The organism is Streptomyces cavernicola (genome assembly GCF_029968035.1).
Classification (GTDB): domain Bacteria; phylum Actinomycetota; class Actinomycetes; order Streptomycetales; family Streptomycetaceae; genus Streptomyces; species Streptomyces cavernicola.
Genome location: NZ_JASCIQ010000017.1, coordinates 1 through 15213, shown reverse-complemented (window position 1 = coordinate 15213; position 15213 = coordinate 1). Strand labels below are relative to the sequence as shown.

The window sequence follows — 15213 nt, the reverse complement described above, 5'->3', positions numbered from 1 at the left end:
TTACGCGTCCTACGCGTCGAAGACGACCGGGCTGCCCTCCTGGCGGGCCTGGCTCTCGGAGTAGGTGACGGTGTGGACCGTCGCACCCGTGCCGTCGAGGAGGCTGATCGTGCCGCCGCGGTTGCCCAGCTGGAGGCCGTCGGCGGCGGCGACCGTGAAGGTGGCGCCGGGTTCGAGGCGCTGAGCGGGCAGGGGTACGCGGCGTTCGTTGCGGTCGGCGAGGTGCCAGCCGCCGAGGTCGACGGCGGCCTGCGAGGCGTTGACCAGGGTGATGGTCTCGCGTTCGGGCGCCGGCCCCTGCGGGTTGACCAGGGCCGAATGGATGCGTACGGCAGGGGTGTTGCCGTCACCCGGGCCGCCGGGCCCGGACGGGTCCGTGGGCTCGGACGGCTCGGTGGGCTCGGAGGGCCGGTCGTCCGCGTCCTCGGCGTGGCCCGTCGAGTCGTCGGTGTTCCAGGACTGGGACTGGAACGCGAGGAAGAGCGCGATCCACTGGTCGTCGGCGGGCAGGTGGATCAGCAGGGCGCCGTCCTGCCAGACCCCGTCCTGGTCCTTGAACCGTTCGCTGTTGCCCTGGTTCATGTGGACGTCGTGGACGCCGTTGCCGGGCTCGAAGCCGAAGATCTTGTCCGGTGTGCCGCCCTCGGGGCCCCAGCGCTCGCCGAAGACGTACAGGGCCGCGTCGGCGTCCGCGATGGCGCGCTGGACGTGCTCGTCGAGGACGTCGGCCAGGTCGTTGTCCGGCCCCGGCTCGTCCGCCGGGAGCTTCTTCATGTCGGCGCGGTCGAGCATCTCGCCGCGTACGTAGTCGAGTGCGGCGCCGCCCGCGTCCGTGGGCAGCACCGTCCAGCCGCTGCCCGCGGCGGGGAGCTTCTCAAGGAGGGCGTGCGCGAAGTTCTCGTCGACGAGATACAGCAGTTCCGAAGGGGACTCCTGCGACTTGACGTTGACGGCGGCGCGGTAGTGCGTGCCGGCTTCGTCGACGAGGTGGATCTGGAAGTGGGGCGTGTCGTCGGCGGCGCCCTCGCGGCGTCGGTCGACGGCACGGGCGGCGAGCACGCCGTAGCTCTTCAGCGGCATGGGTGTTGCTCCTCCGGTGTTCTGGACGAGAGGTTCTGGGCGGGAGTGCGCCATCCGGAGTACATCGGTGACGCACCGCGCACGCGAGTTGACACGCTGTCGGTCCGGTGAATTGCGCGTGCAGCTCTTGCGAACGGCCGGGAGGGGCGGGGTGAGGGTGCTGACGCTCCGTCAGAAACCGTTGAAGAACCCGTGCACGCGGCTGATCCGGCCGCCCTCGAACCAGGCGACGTCGAAGCCGCTCACCACCGGCACTCCCCCGGCCGGTCCGACCTGCCAGGCGAAGTGGACGGAGCCGTGATGGGTCAGCACCTGGTCGAAGGTGAAGAGCATCCCGGTGAAGTTCTTCCTCGCGCCGGCGATGTACTCGCCGATGGCGGCGGCCCCTTCGGCCACGACGGTCGGGTCGGTGTAGGTCGCGCCGGGGGTGAACACATCGCCCACGGACGCCCGCCGGACCTCGTCGTCGGACTCGTTCCAGATCGCGATGTACGCCTCGACCAGCTCGGTGACGGCACTCTTGTCCATGGCGGACGACCGTATCACCGGGGGAACGCGGGCCCGCTGCCCGACTCCCCTCAACTGCCCTCAGCCGCAACGGAGTTGTGCCGGGCCGGGCGTCAGTCCCGGCCCGGCTCGCCTCGCGGGAGCAGCCCCGTCAGCACGGCACGGATGCCGGGCTCCGGGTCGAAGTCCTCGGTGGGCAGGGTGACTTGGTGGAAGATCGCGCCGTCGACGTAGTCGAAGAGGATCCTGCCGTGGGCGGCCGGGTCGGTCGAGCCGAGGGATTCGAGCCAGGGTGCGAGCAGGCCCCTGAGGGACTCCTGCGCGCGGGCGAGTGAGGTGCGGACCGCCGGGCGGGCGAGGCCTTCGAGGGCGAGGGTGTAGCGGGCGGCGGTGCGGTGCCGGGCGGGGCCGAGGGCGTGCCGGACGAGTCCGGCGAGCGTCGCGCTCAGCGCCTCGGGCCCCTCGGGCGTGCGCTCTGAGGTGTGCTCCGGGGTGCGCTCGGCGGCGAACTCCGCCCAGTCGCGGGCGTCGAGGGTTTCGAGGTGGTCCACGACGCCGGCCACGAGCAGGTCGCGGCTGCGGAAGTGGTTGGACGCGGTGCCTGCGGGCGCGTTCGCGGCGGCGTCGACGGCCTGGTACGTGAGGCGCCTCAGCCCGCCCGTGCCGAGGATCTCCACGGCCGCGTCCAGAACTTGCTCACGCCTGCCCGCCATACGAATCCGGCTCCGCTCCGTCGACCGCCGCGCTCGCCCGACCGCTACACCCGCAGCGACGTGCACTACAAACATAGTGCGAGCACTACAAACATAGTAGCCTCCCGGGCATGACCGGAACAGCGATCGTCGTCGGCGCCGGGATAGGCGGTCTCGCCACCGCCGTCGGACTGCGCGCCGCGGGCTGGGACGTCGAGGTGCGCGAGCGCGCCCCCGCCCGGCCCGCCACGGGGACCTCCCTCGGACTCTGGCCGGGCGGACTCCACGCCCTCGACGCCCTCGGCCTCGGCGACACGGCCCGCGCACGCTCCCGTGCGGCGGCCGACGGCAGGTTCGTGCGGGCCGACGGCGCCCTGATCGGGAACGTCGACATGGCGGCGTTGCGCCGCCGTACCGGCGACGCCGTGCGGGTGATCTCCCGTCCCGCGCTCCTCGGTGCGCTCTCCGACGCCCTCGACGACGGCGTCGTCCGCTACGGCGAGCCCGTGCCCGACGTACGCGCCCTGACTTCCCGGTACGACGTGGTGGTCGCCGCCGACGGACTGCGCAGCCGGGCCCGGACCGTCCTCTTCGGCGACGCGCACCGGCCCCGCTACTGCGGCGTGACCGCCTGGCACGGCACGGCCGACGTCGACGCGCCGGGCATGACCGAGACCTGGGGCGACAGCGCGCGCTTCGGCGTCACCCCGCGTGCGGGCGGCCGCGCGAACTGGTTCGCCTGCGTGCGCGCTCCCGAGCGCGCGACCCCGGCGGGCGGTGAACTCGCCGCGCTGCACCGCCGGTTCGGGGGCTGGCACCCGGGCGTGCGCGAGATCCTGGACCACCTCGGGGAGGCCTCCGTACACCGCAACGACCTGTACGACCTCGCCGTGCCGCTGCCCGCCTACGTCAGCGGGAACATCGCCCTCGTCGGCGACGCCGCCCACGCCATGACCCCCGACCTGGGGCGCGGCGCCTGCGAGGCCCTGGCCGACGCCGTCGCCCTGACCCGCCGGCTCACCGCCCGCACGCGGGTGCCGGAGGCCCTCACGGCCTACGACGCGACCCGCCGCCCGGCCACCCAACGCCTCGCCCGCGCCGCCCGCCTGCTGAACCGGGCCGTCCACACCCGCCTGCCCGTCGCCCCGGCACGGGACGCGGCGATGCGGCTGTTCCTGACGGCGGGCAGGCCGCCTGCTTGAGGCGGCGGGTCCCTGTGAGCCGCCCGGTTGAGGCGGCGGGTCCCTGAGCCTTGTCGTCAACTGCCGGTCGTGGACGCCTTGTTCGAGATGGGGGCCGCGTCCGGATCGGTGGTGCGGCGCGGTGTCCCGGGTCCTTCCGCGGGCTTGGACCTCGCAAGCCACAGGCCGGTGAACACGGCGGTGGCCGATGTGATGGCGCCGGCGGCGAGGAAGGCGCTGTCGAGGCCGGCCTCGAAGGAGGCGCCGTCGGACTGCCGGGTGCGGACGACGGCTCCGAGCACCGCCACACCGAGCACGGCGCCGATCTGCCGGGTGGTGCTGCTGACGCCCGAGGCGAGGCCGCCCTCCTGCGGGTCGACCGCCTGGATGGCGGCTCCCGTCAGCGGGGACATGGTCAGGGCGAAGCCGGTGCCGACGACCGCGAGGCGCCACCACACGTTCCCGTAGCCGGTGTCGGCGTGCACCGTGCCGAGCGCGAGGAGTCCCAGTCCTGCCAGGGCCAGGCCGGCGGTGACCACGACGCGGAAGCCGTGGCGGGCGGCGAGCCGGCCCGCGTACGGGCTGACGACCACCATGGCGAGGGACATCGGCAGGGTCTGCAGGCCTGCCCACAGGATCGAGCTGCCCTGGACGTACACGAAGAACTGGGAGAAGAAGAACGACGAGCCCATGAGCGCGAACCCGACCACCACCATGGCGGTGTTGGCGACGGTGAACAGGCGCTCCCTGAACAGCCGTAGCGGCAGCATCGGGGCGGCGCGGCGGGCTTCGACGGCGACGAAGGCGGCGAGGAGGACCGCCGCGGCGGCGAAGCTGCCGAGGATCACCGGCGAGGTCCAACCGCGGGCGCCGCCCTCGATGAGTCCGTAGGTCAGCACGCCCACGCCCAGGACGGAGAGCACCGTGCCCGGGACGTCGATGGCGGGGGCGCTCGGGTTGCGGCTCTCTTCCAGGGTGCGCAGGCCGACGACCAGCAGGACCACGCCGATGGGCAGGTTGACCAGGAAGATCGCGGGCCAGCCGAAGGCCTCGGTCAGCACGCCGCCGGCCACGGGCCCCACGGCGAGACCGATGCCGCTGAGCCCGGCCCACAGCCCGATGGCCTTCATGCGTTCCTGCGGTACGGGATGGGCGGCGGCGAGCAGGGCGAGCGAGGCGGGGCTGAGCGCCGCGGCCCCGATGCCCTGCAGCACCCGGCCGGCGACCAGCCAGCCGAGCGAGGGCGCGAGGGCGCACACCAGCGAGGCGACGGTGAACACCGCGACGCCGGTCAGGTACACCCGCTTGCGGCCGAACCGGTCGGCGAAGACACCGCCGGACAGCAGCAGCATGGCGACGAGGAGTACGTACGCGTCGACGATCCACTGCAGGCCGGTCAGGCCCGTGTGCAGGCGCTGCTGCATGTCGGGCAGCGCCGCCCCGACGATCGTGTTGTCGAGCAGCACCATGAACTGGCCCAGACAGGTCACCGTGAGCAGCACGGCCCTGCCGGGTCGGCTGCCTACGGTCGCAGGCGGTACGGCCATGGAGATCCCCCTCGGTCGGTGGTCGCGCCCGGCCGCGGTCACCCCGGACCCCGGACCCCGGACGGCGACACACCTGAGCGCTTTAAAGCAGTCGATGGCTGCGTTAGTGGACTGTGCGGACTGTAGGGAGATCCCGTCGTAAACGCAAGTCTCGACTGCGTTAAGGTGGGGGCATGAACGAGCGACAGCGAGCCCAGCGGCCCGGCGGACGCAGCGCCCGCGTCGGCGCGCAGGTGCACCAGGCCGTCACCGACCTGATCAGCGAGCGCGGCTACGGCAACTTCACCGTCGGCGAGGTAGCGGCCCGCGCGGGCGTCGCCGACAGCAGCGTCTACCGCCGGTGGGGCAACCTGGAGTCCCTGCTCACCGACGTGGCGCTCACCCGCCTCAACGCCCGGTCGCCGATGCCCGACACCGGAAGCCTGGACGGCGACCTGCGCACGTACGCGGCCCAGGTCGCCCGCGAGATCACCGGACCCGACGGTCTTGCGGTGGTGCGCCTGGCCGTCGCCCTGTCGGGCGACGGCCCGCAGGGCCTGAAGGCCGGTGACGACCTGTTCGCCGAGCGCATGCGGCAGCTGCAGGCCGTGCTCGACCGCGCCCGCGAGCGCGGCGAGCACACGCCCGACGGACTCGACGCGCTCGCCGTCCTCGACCACGTCCTGGCCCCGATGTACATCCGCGTCCTGTTCGGCCTGGTCCCGCTCGCCCCGGACTACATCGACGGGCTCGTCGACCGACTGCTGTGACCTCGACCGGCCGCGTCAGGGTCAGGGATCAGGGGTTCAGGGGTTCAGGGGTTCAGGGAACAGGGTTTTCACGGTTCCAGGTCGACGACCCCCTTGCCGTCCCGGATGTCCAGCGGCACCGAGACCTGGTCGTGCGCGATCAGCCAGGCGCCGTCGGTCTTCCGCAGGCAGAAGGTGGCCCGGACCCACATCCCGCGCACCGAAGTGCCGTCCGCCAGCGTGCCGCTGAGACGCCCGAAGCCGTGCGCGTACGCCAGGTCGTCGCCCACCTCGGCCCGCAGGTCCCGCACCTCGTAGGCCACCTCCTTGAAATACGTGAAGACCCGCGCCCAGTTCTTGAGCTTCGCGTCGATCCCCACGTGCTGCAGCGGCGGGTCGGCGTCGAAGGACACGACGTCCGTCGCGTAGAGACGCCTCAGTCCTTCGAGGTCCTTGGCCCGGAGCGCGTCGACGATCCCGTCCACGTGACGGCGGATCTCGGCCTCGTCCGTCTCGCGCTGCGTGGGCGCGGCCGCCCGCCGGTCCGCGCTTCGGGCGACGACGTGGTCGAGGAGGGCGTCCAGGGCGCTGACGTGGTGGTCGCCCGGCTCGAAGACCGCCCGGTCCTTGAAGTCGGCGTGCAGGGACAGCGACACCAGCGGTGACACCGCACCCATGCCGAGGAGCTCGCACAGCGCCCGCAGCTGCCGGGCCGCACGGGTTCCGCCGCCGATGCCGTACGAGACGAACCCGACGGCCTTGTGGGCCCACTCCGCGTGCAGATAGTCGATGGCGTTCTTGAGCACGCCGGGGACGGCGGCGTTGTACTCGGGGGTGACCATGACGAACCCGTCGAAGCCGGCCACGGTGTCCGCCCACTCCCGGGTGTGCTCGTGCTCGTACCGTCCGGCGAGCGCGGGCAGCGGCTCGTCGAGATGCGGCAGCGGGTGGTCGAGCAGGTCGATCACCTCGAACTCCGCGTCCGCACGGCGAATCGCCGCCCGCTCGTGAACCCAGCGGGCGACCTGCGCGCCCTTGCGGCCGGGGCGGGTGCTGCCGATGAGTATGCCGATCCTGGGGATCCTGGTCATCGCTCTCTCCTCAGGTGTCCGCCCGGGTGCTCCGGGGCGATGGGGTCTTCGCGAGGTGTCTTCGAGCAGTACGACGACACAGCCCCGCGAAACGTCGGGCAGAGCGGGCCTCACCATCGGGCGATCCGGGCGGTACGCAACCCCGACAAGCTCCGGCGGTGGGCGGCTGGTTGCCGCGCAAGTCCGTTGTCAGTGGGCGCTGTTACGTTCTGTGACATGACCGATCGCGCACTGCAGCTGCTTCGACAGGACCGCCGCCTGGCCGAACTGGCCGCGTTCCCCTTCGACTTCGACCTGGACCGCGCCGCCGACAGCCACGTAGAGGAGGTCCGCCTCGCCTCGGGCGGTCCGCTGGAGACGCTGGCCGGGGACGACACCGGCGGCACGTACTTCGTGTGCGCCGACGGCTCGGTGCTCCACGCCGACTCGGAGGGCTCCGCGGGGATCATCGGCGCCGACGTCGACGAGGCCCTGGAGCTCATGATCGGCCTGCCCGGCTGGCGCGGATACACGCAGCTGTCGCCGGACGACGGCGAGGAGAAGATCCTGGCGCGCGTCGCGAAGACCGAGGCCGAGATCCGTGCGGACTACGGAATCGACGAGGAGCGGGCCGAGCTCCGAGCGGCCCTGGGCTTCCCGGAACGCTCCCCGGTCGAGCTGATAGGCATGCTGCATGCCGCACTGCTGCGCACCGAACCGGACTTCGTCCTGCTCAACGCCGAAGAGGGGTGTGCGTACGAGCTGTTGGGGCCGGCCGGTGCCCCGCTGTGGGAGCCGGTGCTCGCGGCGGGCCGCGCCGCTCTCGCCCGGCTGCGGGAGGGCGACCGCGCGGTGTGGCGGACGGTCGCCGAGGACCCGGTGCGCCGCCGAGTCGCCCTGCGGGCCGCGCAGTTCGACCGCGCCGAGGGCGACGGAGAACTCCTTCGGCATCTGCTGCGGCACGAGGCGGAGTCGTCGATGACGTTCGAACTGCGGCTCGCGGCCGTGCTCGTGGGGCTGCGCGGGGACGTCGGAGACCTGCCGCTGCTCGCGGAAGTCCGGGAGACGGACTTCGACACGGCGTGCGGCCTGAGCGACCTTCCCGAACCGGGCGCGAGCGCGGACGAGTTGCGGCAGTGGGCGCGCGCCCTCGACGAGTCGACGTTCGGGACGGACCCGTCGGACGAGCCGCTCTCCACCTGGACCGACCTGGCGCGGGACCAGGGGATGACGGAGCTCGCGCGGGCGACGCTGATCCGCGAACTCGACGGCATCGTCATGGACCAGAGCAGACTCCTGGACCGGAGCGGCCCCCTGGACCAGGGCAGCCCCCGCCGCCCGGAGGCGCCCCGCGCCCTGGCCACGGCACCGCTGCGCGGACTCGCCCGGGAATTCGAGGAACTCGGCGACCTGCCCCAGGCGTTGCGCGCCCAGCGCCTGTACGCCGCCCTTCAGGAGACGGCACGGGACCGGGCCTCGGCCGGGCACACCCTGGCCCGCCTCGAACGGGAGGCGGGCCGGTTGCCGCAGGCCGCGGAGAGCCTGGCCGCCGTGCGCGAGGCCCTGACCACCTCGGGCGACGACTCGCTGCGCCACTGGCGGGAGGTCAACCTCGGCAGCTGGATCGTCGAGGAGCACTACCTGCTGACCTGCGCTTTGGCCGGCGCGGGCCGCCCCGAGGAGGCCCGCGCCCTCCTCACGGCCGCCGACGCCCTGCTCGGCGAGCTCTCGGAGAACGCCGCGGACGGCGTCCGCGAGCTGGCCGAGCGAACCGCCGCAGGCATACGGGAGGTGGAGGCTGGCTGAGAGCGCCGCTTAGTTGTGCTCCTCGTCGATGGTGACGGCGGCGCCGTTGTCGAGTTCGACGATGACCCGCACGCCGCCCTTCTTGGCCGCGGCTTCGAGGTCGCCCTCGGTGCAGCGCTTGTTCTCGCCGTTCTCGCCGCAGATCCATCCGTTGCCGTTGATGGTCGTGGCGGTGGCGCTGAAGAAGGAGATCCGGGAGCCGTCGCTGTCGAGCAGGGAGTACTTGCCCGGGGCCAGGTAGCCGAGCTCGCCGGAGCGGGTGCCGGTCGGCTTGCCGGTGCCCGAGTCGCCGTCGCCGCCACCGCTGCCCGCGTGGTCCTCGACGACGCTGACCGCGATGCCCTTCTCCAGCTTCACCGTGGCGGAGACGCCCTCCTTGGCGGCGGCCTCCAACTGCTCCTCGCTGCACGGGGTGGCGGCCTGCCCGTCGGCGTCGCCGCAGATCTCGCCGGCGCCCTGGATGTCGGTGTCGGTCGACGTGAAGAACGCCTGCTCGGTGTCCTTCAGGTCGGTGACGGTGTACTTACCGGGCGCGAGGTACGTGACGGTGCCGAACCAGGTGCCGGTCACGCCCTTGCCTCCCGCAGGCTTCGTGCCCGAGCCGCCGCCGGACTGCGACTTGGCGCTGTCGTCGCCGGCCTCCCCCGCGCTGTCGGACTTGCCCTTGGCGTCCGAGTCCGAGGCCGACGACCCCGAACCGCTCGACTTCCTGCCCCCGTCCGCATCTCCCTGACAGGCCGTCAGCAGACCGGTCGTGGCGATCAGGGCAGCTGCGGTGAGGACGGCCTTGCGGCGGTGGCTGCGAAGCATGATGCAGTTCCCCCAGGGCGGTACGAAGGTGTGGCCCGCCGATCGGCAGGCCGTGCTGTGCACGTGGTCGATCTTGAGCGTGCCCGATCCGGTGGGCGCGGGGGAAGCGCTGTTACGAGGTGCTGACGTAGTCGATGGGCCACTGCCACACGGAACATGACGCACGACACACGGCACACGGAATGCCCCGCGCGGCAGCGGCGGCTCGGCCGGACCGAGTGGTTGCCGCAGGCGGCGCGGGGCTTGCCCCGTCAGGTGGTCGTCAGATGGTCGTCAGGTGGATGTCAGCGGACGCCGAGGGCGACGATCTGGGTGACCGCGTCCTCGACGAAGTTGTCATCGCTGATCAGGAGCAGCGTCCGCTCGCCGTTGGGCAGCGTCGGCCCCCACGTCATGCCTTCGGTGTTGTCGACCGTCGACAGGCCCAAGTCGTCGAAGTCCGCGACCAGTTGCTTCCGCATCGGCACGACGGGCTGCCCGTTCAGCGAGGGCACGTTCCGTACGTCGGTCGCGCCGCGCGTCGTGGCATCGTAGAGGCGGATCTTGTAGCCCGAGCCCGCCACCCAGGTGCGTTCGAGTACGAGGTACCGGTCGGGGTCGTCGGGGAAGGCGAGGATCGCGGGTGCGCCGGTGTCCGGGCCCCAGGGGCTGGTCGGGTCGGAGGGGGCGAAGATCTTCTCCAGCGGGTAGGCGAACTGCCCCCGCACCTGACCGCGCCGGTACTGCTGGGTGACGCGGATCAGCGCGCCGTGGTCCAGGTCCGGCACCGGGCCGTCCTGGATCAGGGGGCCTTCGACGGCGCTGGTGAGCAGGCCGCCCCGCGGGTCGAACGTGATCGCCTCCACGCCCTGGTTCCGCCGCATGCCCCAATCGCCCATGGTGATGAGGTAGTTGGGCGGCAGGACGTGCTTGCCGCGGTAGTCGCCGGTGCGCCCGGCGAACTGGATCGACGGCTGGATCACCGGGGCGCTCGGCTCGCTCGGCCGGTCGCCCTCCTGCGCCCACACGTACTGGCAGCCGCGCGGGTCGACGCGCAGCTCCTCCGGGTCGACGACCTTGCCGTCGCCGGCGCTCGCGGGCGGGTGGACCGAGCCGTCCGGCTGCCGGAAGGGGTGCGTGCCGGTGAAGTCGACGGAGTGCACGCCGTTGCCGTCGACGCCGATCCTCGCGGTGTAGAAGCGGGCGGGCTGCAGCTGCGAGCGGTCGTCGCTGATCATGACGTACTGGCCGGTGCAGGGGTCCCGGTCGATGCCGGACAGGCCGCCGACGGTGGTGTTCTGGAAAGGGAGCTTGTGGGGGACGATCTTCTCCCCCAACAGACGTGCCTGCGCGCCGATTCGGCCGGAAGCCGCGGCCTTGCGGTCGGACGGCGCGGCCTTGCGGTCGGATGCTGCGGAGTTGCGGTCGGACGGTGCGGCGTTGCCGTCCTGCGGAGCGGCCACCGCGGGGGTGATCGTCGCCGCCAGGGCCAGGGCCGCGACACATGCGCGGCGGACCAGGGAAGTCTTCATGGCGTTGATCTTGGCCGGGTGGGCGGGATTGTGCAGTCGCCCAGTGGGGTGATCAGCCGTGCGGACGTACAGGTGAACGGTCTTGCGAGGTGGGCTGGACGGCGATCAGTTCAACTCCGCGTCCGGCGGCGGAAGGTGACGGGGTGACACCACCCTCACCGGCGGGGAGCGTCAGTCCTGGTCGAAGTAGGCGCGTGCGGAGGCGACGAGGGCCGGGTCGGGGTGGGCGCCGTTGAGGAGGTCGATGCTGTGCACCGTCTCGCGCATGTCGCCGTCCGTGTCCGTGACGAACAGCACGGGCCGCCATACGGGGTTGGCCTCGCGCACGGCTGCCAGGACGCGGGCGTCGCCGAGGGCGCCGTCGAGGGCTGCGCGGGCCCGGAGGCACCACTCGTCGTGCAGGGCGTCGTCCTCGCCAAGTGAGGCGTGGGCCTCGTACAGGGCCTCGCAGAGGTCGCCCGTCGACTCGACTCCGTCGTCCGGGGTCACGTCGTCGTCCAAGTCCGCCCATTCGTCGGGCCACCAGCGGTAGTAGTCGGCGTCCGCCGCGCTGTCCTCTGCGTTGTCCTCTGCGTTTTCGAGGAGTGCCGTGAGGGCTTGTTCGGTGTGGGCCACCAGGCGCAGCGTGACGACGTCGCTGTCGGTGGTGAGGGCCAGCGCGTACAGCTCCTCCGAGGCGCGGCCCCTCAGCATCGGGCCGACCGTCGCGCACAGGGAGGCGACGATCCGCTCCTGCAGTGCGGACATAGCGGCTGGGCTCAGGGCGTCAATCGGCATGGCGGGCCTCGCGGTTCTCTCGTCGGTCATCGGTCGTCGCTCGTCAATCGTCGGCTGTCAGGGACAGGTCCTGGAGGAGATCTTCCACGTCCGCCGCCGCGCCCCGTGCGTACGCCGCGTCGAACGCCGCGTCGTCCAGGACTCCCCGTACGCGTGCCTCGATGCGGGCCACGTCGTCCCGTTCGCCCTCCGCGAGGGGTGCGCCGACCGAGCTGCGGGTTGCCGCGGCGGCGCCGAGGAGGAGGGCGGCGTGCTCGGCCGCACCTGCCAAGGACCGCGCTCCCGCGAGGCCTTCGAGGCTGAGGGCGCGGGCGCGGGCCCCGCTGCCGTAGGCCACGGCCAACCCGTCGAGCTGCAGCTTCAGGGCCGTCGCCGCGTCGCCGCGCAGTTCGGCGGTGAAGCCGAGTTCGGCCAGGATCAGGGCGGGCGTCTCCGGCTCGTAGCCCATCTCCCGGTGGATTTGCAGGACATGGCGCATATGGGACTCGGCGGTGTCCAGGTCGCCCTCGCGGCGGGCGCCCAGGCCGAGGCCGATCTCCGCGTACTGCTCGCCGAACCGGTCCGACTGGGCGACCGCTAGGCGGCGGGCCCGCTCGTGGAACTCGCGGGCGCGGGGGAAGTCGCGGGTGAGCAGGGCGATCCGGCCGAGGCCCGCGAGCTGGAGGGACACCTCGGGCCAGAGTTCCAGGTCCTCGGCCATCCGCAGGCCCTCGCGGCGCAGCCGGCCGGCCTGGTCGTAGTCCCCGGTGACCTGCGCCAGGGCCTGGAGTTGCGCCATCGCGCGCAACTGGCCCCACCGGTCGCCCAGTTCGCGGAAGAGGTCCAGGCTGTGCTCGCCGTACCGGCGTATCGCGGCGAAGTCGCCGGCGAGCTGGGCGTGGAAGGCGCGGCTGGCGAGCGCGGCGGCCGTGCCCCAACGGTCGCCGTACGAGCGGAACGTGGCGAGGGCGGACTCGATGAGCCGCAGACTGGGCGCCGGGTCGCCGACCCCGTACAGCTCGGACGCCACGAACCACTCGGCGCGGGCCCGGCCGAGCGGGTCGTCGACCTCTTCGTACGGTTTGAGCGCCTCGCGGTACTCGCGGACCGGGTCGGAGCTGCCGCCGAGGATCAGGCGGAAGCCGCCGAGCCAGCCGGTGGCCCTGGCCCGGAGTGCGGCCGGGACGTCCTGGCCCGAGCCGCTCGCCAGGGCCTGGGTGAGCCAGCGCCGGGCCTCGCTGTTGCGGCCGCGCAGGAACCAGTACCAGGACAGGGCGCCCACGAGGCGGAGGGCGCAGGCGGCGTCGCCGGTGCGCAGGGCGCTCTCCAGGGCGGCGCGCAGGTTGGCGTTCTCGGCGTCGAGGCGGCGCAGCCACTGGCGTTGCCCGTGGCCGCGCAGGTGGGGTTCGGCGCGTTCGGCGAAGGCCGTGTAGTAGGCGCGGTGCGCGCGCTGCAGAGACGTCAACTCCCCTGATTCCGCGAGGCGTTCGGCGGCGTACGCGGAGACGGACTCCAGGAGGCGGTAGCGGGGGCCCTCGCCCGCGGCGCTGTCGGCCATGACGAGCAGGGAGCCGTCGACGAGGCGGGCCAGGAGGTCGAGGACGTCTGCGGAGTCCACGCCGTCGCCGACGCAGAGCTCCTCGGCGGCGGCGAGGGTGCAGCCGTCGGCGTGCACGGCGAGGCGGCGCAGCACGGCCTGCTCCTGCGCGCCGAGGAGGTCCCAGCTCCAGTCGATCACGGCGCGCAGGGTGCGCTGGCGGGCCGGGGCGTCGCGCGATCCGACGGCGAGGAGGTGGAAGCGGTCGTCCAGGCGGGCCGCCAACTCGTGGACGCCGAGGGCGCGTACGCGGGTCGCGGCCATCTCCAGGGCGAGCGGGATGCCGTCGAGGCGGCGGCAGATCGACACGACCGCGTCGAGGGTGGATGCGTCGAGGGCGAAGCGGGGCGCGGCGGCGGTGGCGCGGGCGACGAACAGCTCGACGGCGCTGAACTCCCGTACGCCCGCGACGCCGAGGTCCTCGGCAGCGGCGGGGCTGGTCAGCGGCGGCACCTCCTGCAGGCGTTCGCCGGTGATGCCGAGCGGGACCTGGCTGGTGGCGAGGACGCGCAACTGCGGTGCGGACTTGAGGAGTTGGCCGGTGAGCGCCGCCACCGGGTCGGCGAGGTGCTCGCAGTTGTCGAGGACGAGGAGGGCCGGACGTCCGCCGAGGGCGTGGGCGATGCGGGCGGCGGCGGTGGGCGGCGCGTCCCCCGGCTGCGCGGTGTCGTCCCGCAGTCCGAGTACGGCGCCGACGGCTTCCTCCACGTCGGTGGGGGCGGTGGGGCCGTCGGCGGAGGCGTCGGCGGAGGCGTCGGCGGAGGCGTCGGCGGAGGCGTCGGCGGTGGCGTCGAGTGCGGCGAGCTCGACGAGGTGGACGCCGCCGGGGAACTCCGCGTCGGCCTGTCCTGCGGCGGCGAGGGCGAGTTGGGTCTTGCCGACGCCTCCGGGCCCGGTGAGCGTGACGAGGCGGTGGGCCGCGAGGAGCCCGCGCAGCTCCGCGAGGGCCTCGCCGCGGCCGATCAGCTCGGTCAGGGCGGCGGGCAGGTTGCCCGGCGGGCGGGCGGCGGAGGTGGCGGGGGCCGGCGCGGCGACCAGGGCGGGGTCCTGGGCGAGGATCGACCGGTACAGGGCCGTCACCTCGGGGCCCGGGTCCACACCGAGCTCCTCGGCCAGGCGGGTGCGCAGGTCCGTGTGGTGGCGCAGCGCCTCGTCCTGGCGGCCGGCCAGGTAGAGGGCGCGGATGTGGGCGGCGCGCAGCCGCTCGCGCAGCGGGTGCAGGGCCGCCAGGTCGCTCAACTCGTCGGCGAGGAGGACGTGTTCGCCGAGTTCGAGGCGGGCCTCGGCCTGTTCCTCTACGGCGGTCAGGCGCTGTTCCTCCAGGCCCGCGGCGGCGGCCCTGGCGAACTCCGCGTCGGCGAAGTCGGCGAAGGCGGGGCCGCGCCACAGGGTCAGCGCGTCGGCCAGGAGGGCGGCGCGGGCCCGGGGTTCGGCGGCGGCGCGGGCGCGGGCGAGGAGGTCCTGGAAGCGGTCGGCGTCCACCGTGTCGGCGGGGGCGCGCAGTTCGTACCCCGTGGTGCGCGACAGCACCAGGTCCCGCCCGCCGGGTTCGGCCGCCTCCAGGGCGCGGCGCAGCTGCCACACCTTCGTCTGCAGCGTCCCCTGCGGGTTGTTGGGGAGCCTGTCGCCCCACAGGTCCTCGATCAGCCGGTCCGCGGAGACCGGGCGGCCGCGGTGGGCCAGGAGGTGCGCGAGGAGAGCGCGGACCTTCAGCTCGGGGACCCTGACCTCCGCCCCGTCGGCCGTCCACACCCCCAGCTGGCCCAGCACCCCCAAACGCATGCGCCCAGGCTAACCAAGGTGCTGCCGCGCCGGGGGCGGACGGTGCACGCCTAGGGCGAACGGAGAGCGGCCCCCGGCGCAGGTCGTTCTCCCCACCCCGCCCCTTCCCGAAGTCCTGCCGGACGGGCCTCCTCAAACGCCGGAGG

Annotated in this window: 12 protein-coding genes; 3 read left to right on the top strand and 9 right to left on the bottom strand. The window is 73.2% G+C overall.

Annotated elements, in window-relative coordinates; translation table 11 throughout:
• Window positions 1-9: 9 nt before the first annotated feature.
• The 3 genes from QIS96_RS17265 to QIS96_RS17255 form a co-directional block, all read right to left on the bottom strand.
• Window positions 10-1080 (bottom strand): DUF2278 family protein, encoded by a 1071-nt coding sequence (locus QIS96_RS17265; RefSeq protein WP_282543506.1) that lies wholly within the window; start codon window positions 1078-1080, stop codon window positions 10-12.
• Window positions 1081-1251: 171 nt separating this feature from the next.
• Window positions 1252-1608, bottom strand: coding sequence for a nuclear transport factor 2 family protein (locus QIS96_RS17260; RefSeq protein WP_282543505.1), 357 nt, complete (start codon window positions 1606-1608; stop codon window positions 1252-1254).
• A gap of 92 nt (window positions 1609-1700) precedes the next feature.
• On the bottom strand, window positions 1701-2300 hold the full coding sequence (locus tag QIS96_RS17255) for a TetR/AcrR family transcriptional regulator (RefSeq protein ID WP_282543504.1): 600 nt from the start codon (window positions 2298-2300) through the stop codon (window positions 1701-1703).
• 110 nt (window positions 2301-2410) lie between these two features.
• Between QIS96_RS17255 and QIS96_RS17250 the strand changes: the two genes are divergently transcribed.
• Window positions 2411-3481 (top strand): FAD-dependent monooxygenase, encoded by a 1071-nt coding sequence (locus QIS96_RS17250; protein WP_282543503.1) that lies wholly within the window; start codon window positions 2411-2413, stop codon window positions 3479-3481.
• Window positions 3482-3537: 56 nt separating this feature from the next.
• Here QIS96_RS17250 and QIS96_RS17245 read toward each other — a convergent pair whose 3' ends face one another.
• Window positions 3538-5007 (bottom strand): MFS transporter, encoded by a 1470-nt coding sequence (locus QIS96_RS17245; protein ID WP_282543502.1) that lies wholly within the window; start codon window positions 5005-5007, stop codon window positions 3538-3540.
• A 173-nt stretch (window positions 5008-5180) separates the two neighbouring features.
• Here QIS96_RS17245 and QIS96_RS17240 point away from each other — a divergent pair, with 173 nt between their 5' ends.
• Window positions 5181-5756: a TetR/AcrR family transcriptional regulator gene (locus QIS96_RS17240; protein WP_282543501.1), complete on the top strand. Its 576-nt coding sequence runs from the start codon at window positions 5181-5183 to the stop codon at window positions 5754-5756.
• 68 nt (window positions 5757-5824) lie between these two features.
• On the opposite strand, the gene QIS96_RS37705 is transcribed toward QIS96_RS17240, so the two are convergent.
• A complete protein-coding gene (locus tag QIS96_RS37705) occupies window positions 5825-6826 on the bottom strand; it encodes an NAD(P)H-dependent oxidoreductase (protein ID WP_349017391.1) in 1002 nt (333 codons plus the stop codon).
• 216 nt (window positions 6827-7042) lie between these two features.
• Here QIS96_RS37705 and QIS96_RS17225 point away from each other — a divergent pair, with 216 nt between their 5' ends.
• Window positions 7043-8611 (top strand): hypothetical protein, encoded by a 1569-nt coding sequence (locus tag QIS96_RS17225; RefSeq protein WP_282543500.1) that lies wholly within the window; start codon window positions 7043-7045, stop codon window positions 8609-8611.
• A 9-nt stretch (window positions 8612-8620) separates the two neighbouring features.
• Here QIS96_RS17225 and QIS96_RS17220 read toward each other — a convergent pair whose 3' ends face one another.
• From QIS96_RS17220 to QIS96_RS17205, 4 genes are all read right to left on the bottom strand, one after another.
• Entirely contained in the window at window positions 8621-9421 is an 801-nt protein-coding gene (locus QIS96_RS17220; protein ID WP_282543499.1) for a hypothetical protein, read from the bottom strand.
• A gap of 284 nt (window positions 9422-9705) precedes the next feature.
• Window positions 9706-10932: an esterase-like activity of phytase family protein gene (locus tag QIS96_RS17215; protein WP_282543498.1), complete on the bottom strand. Its 1227-nt coding sequence runs from the start codon at window positions 10930-10932 to the stop codon at window positions 9706-9708.
• Window positions 10933-11103: 171 nt separating this feature from the next.
• Window positions 11104-11679 (bottom strand): DUF4303 domain-containing protein, encoded by a 576-nt coding sequence (locus QIS96_RS17210; protein WP_282543497.1) that lies wholly within the window; start codon window positions 11677-11679, stop codon window positions 11104-11106.
• Between the two features lie 73 nt (window positions 11680-11752).
• Complete coding sequence (locus QIS96_RS17205; RefSeq protein WP_282543496.1) at window positions 11753-15067, bottom strand: AfsR/SARP family transcriptional regulator; 3315 nt, start codon at window positions 15065-15067, stop codon at window positions 11753-11755.
• Window positions 15068-15213 lie beyond the last annotated feature (146 nt).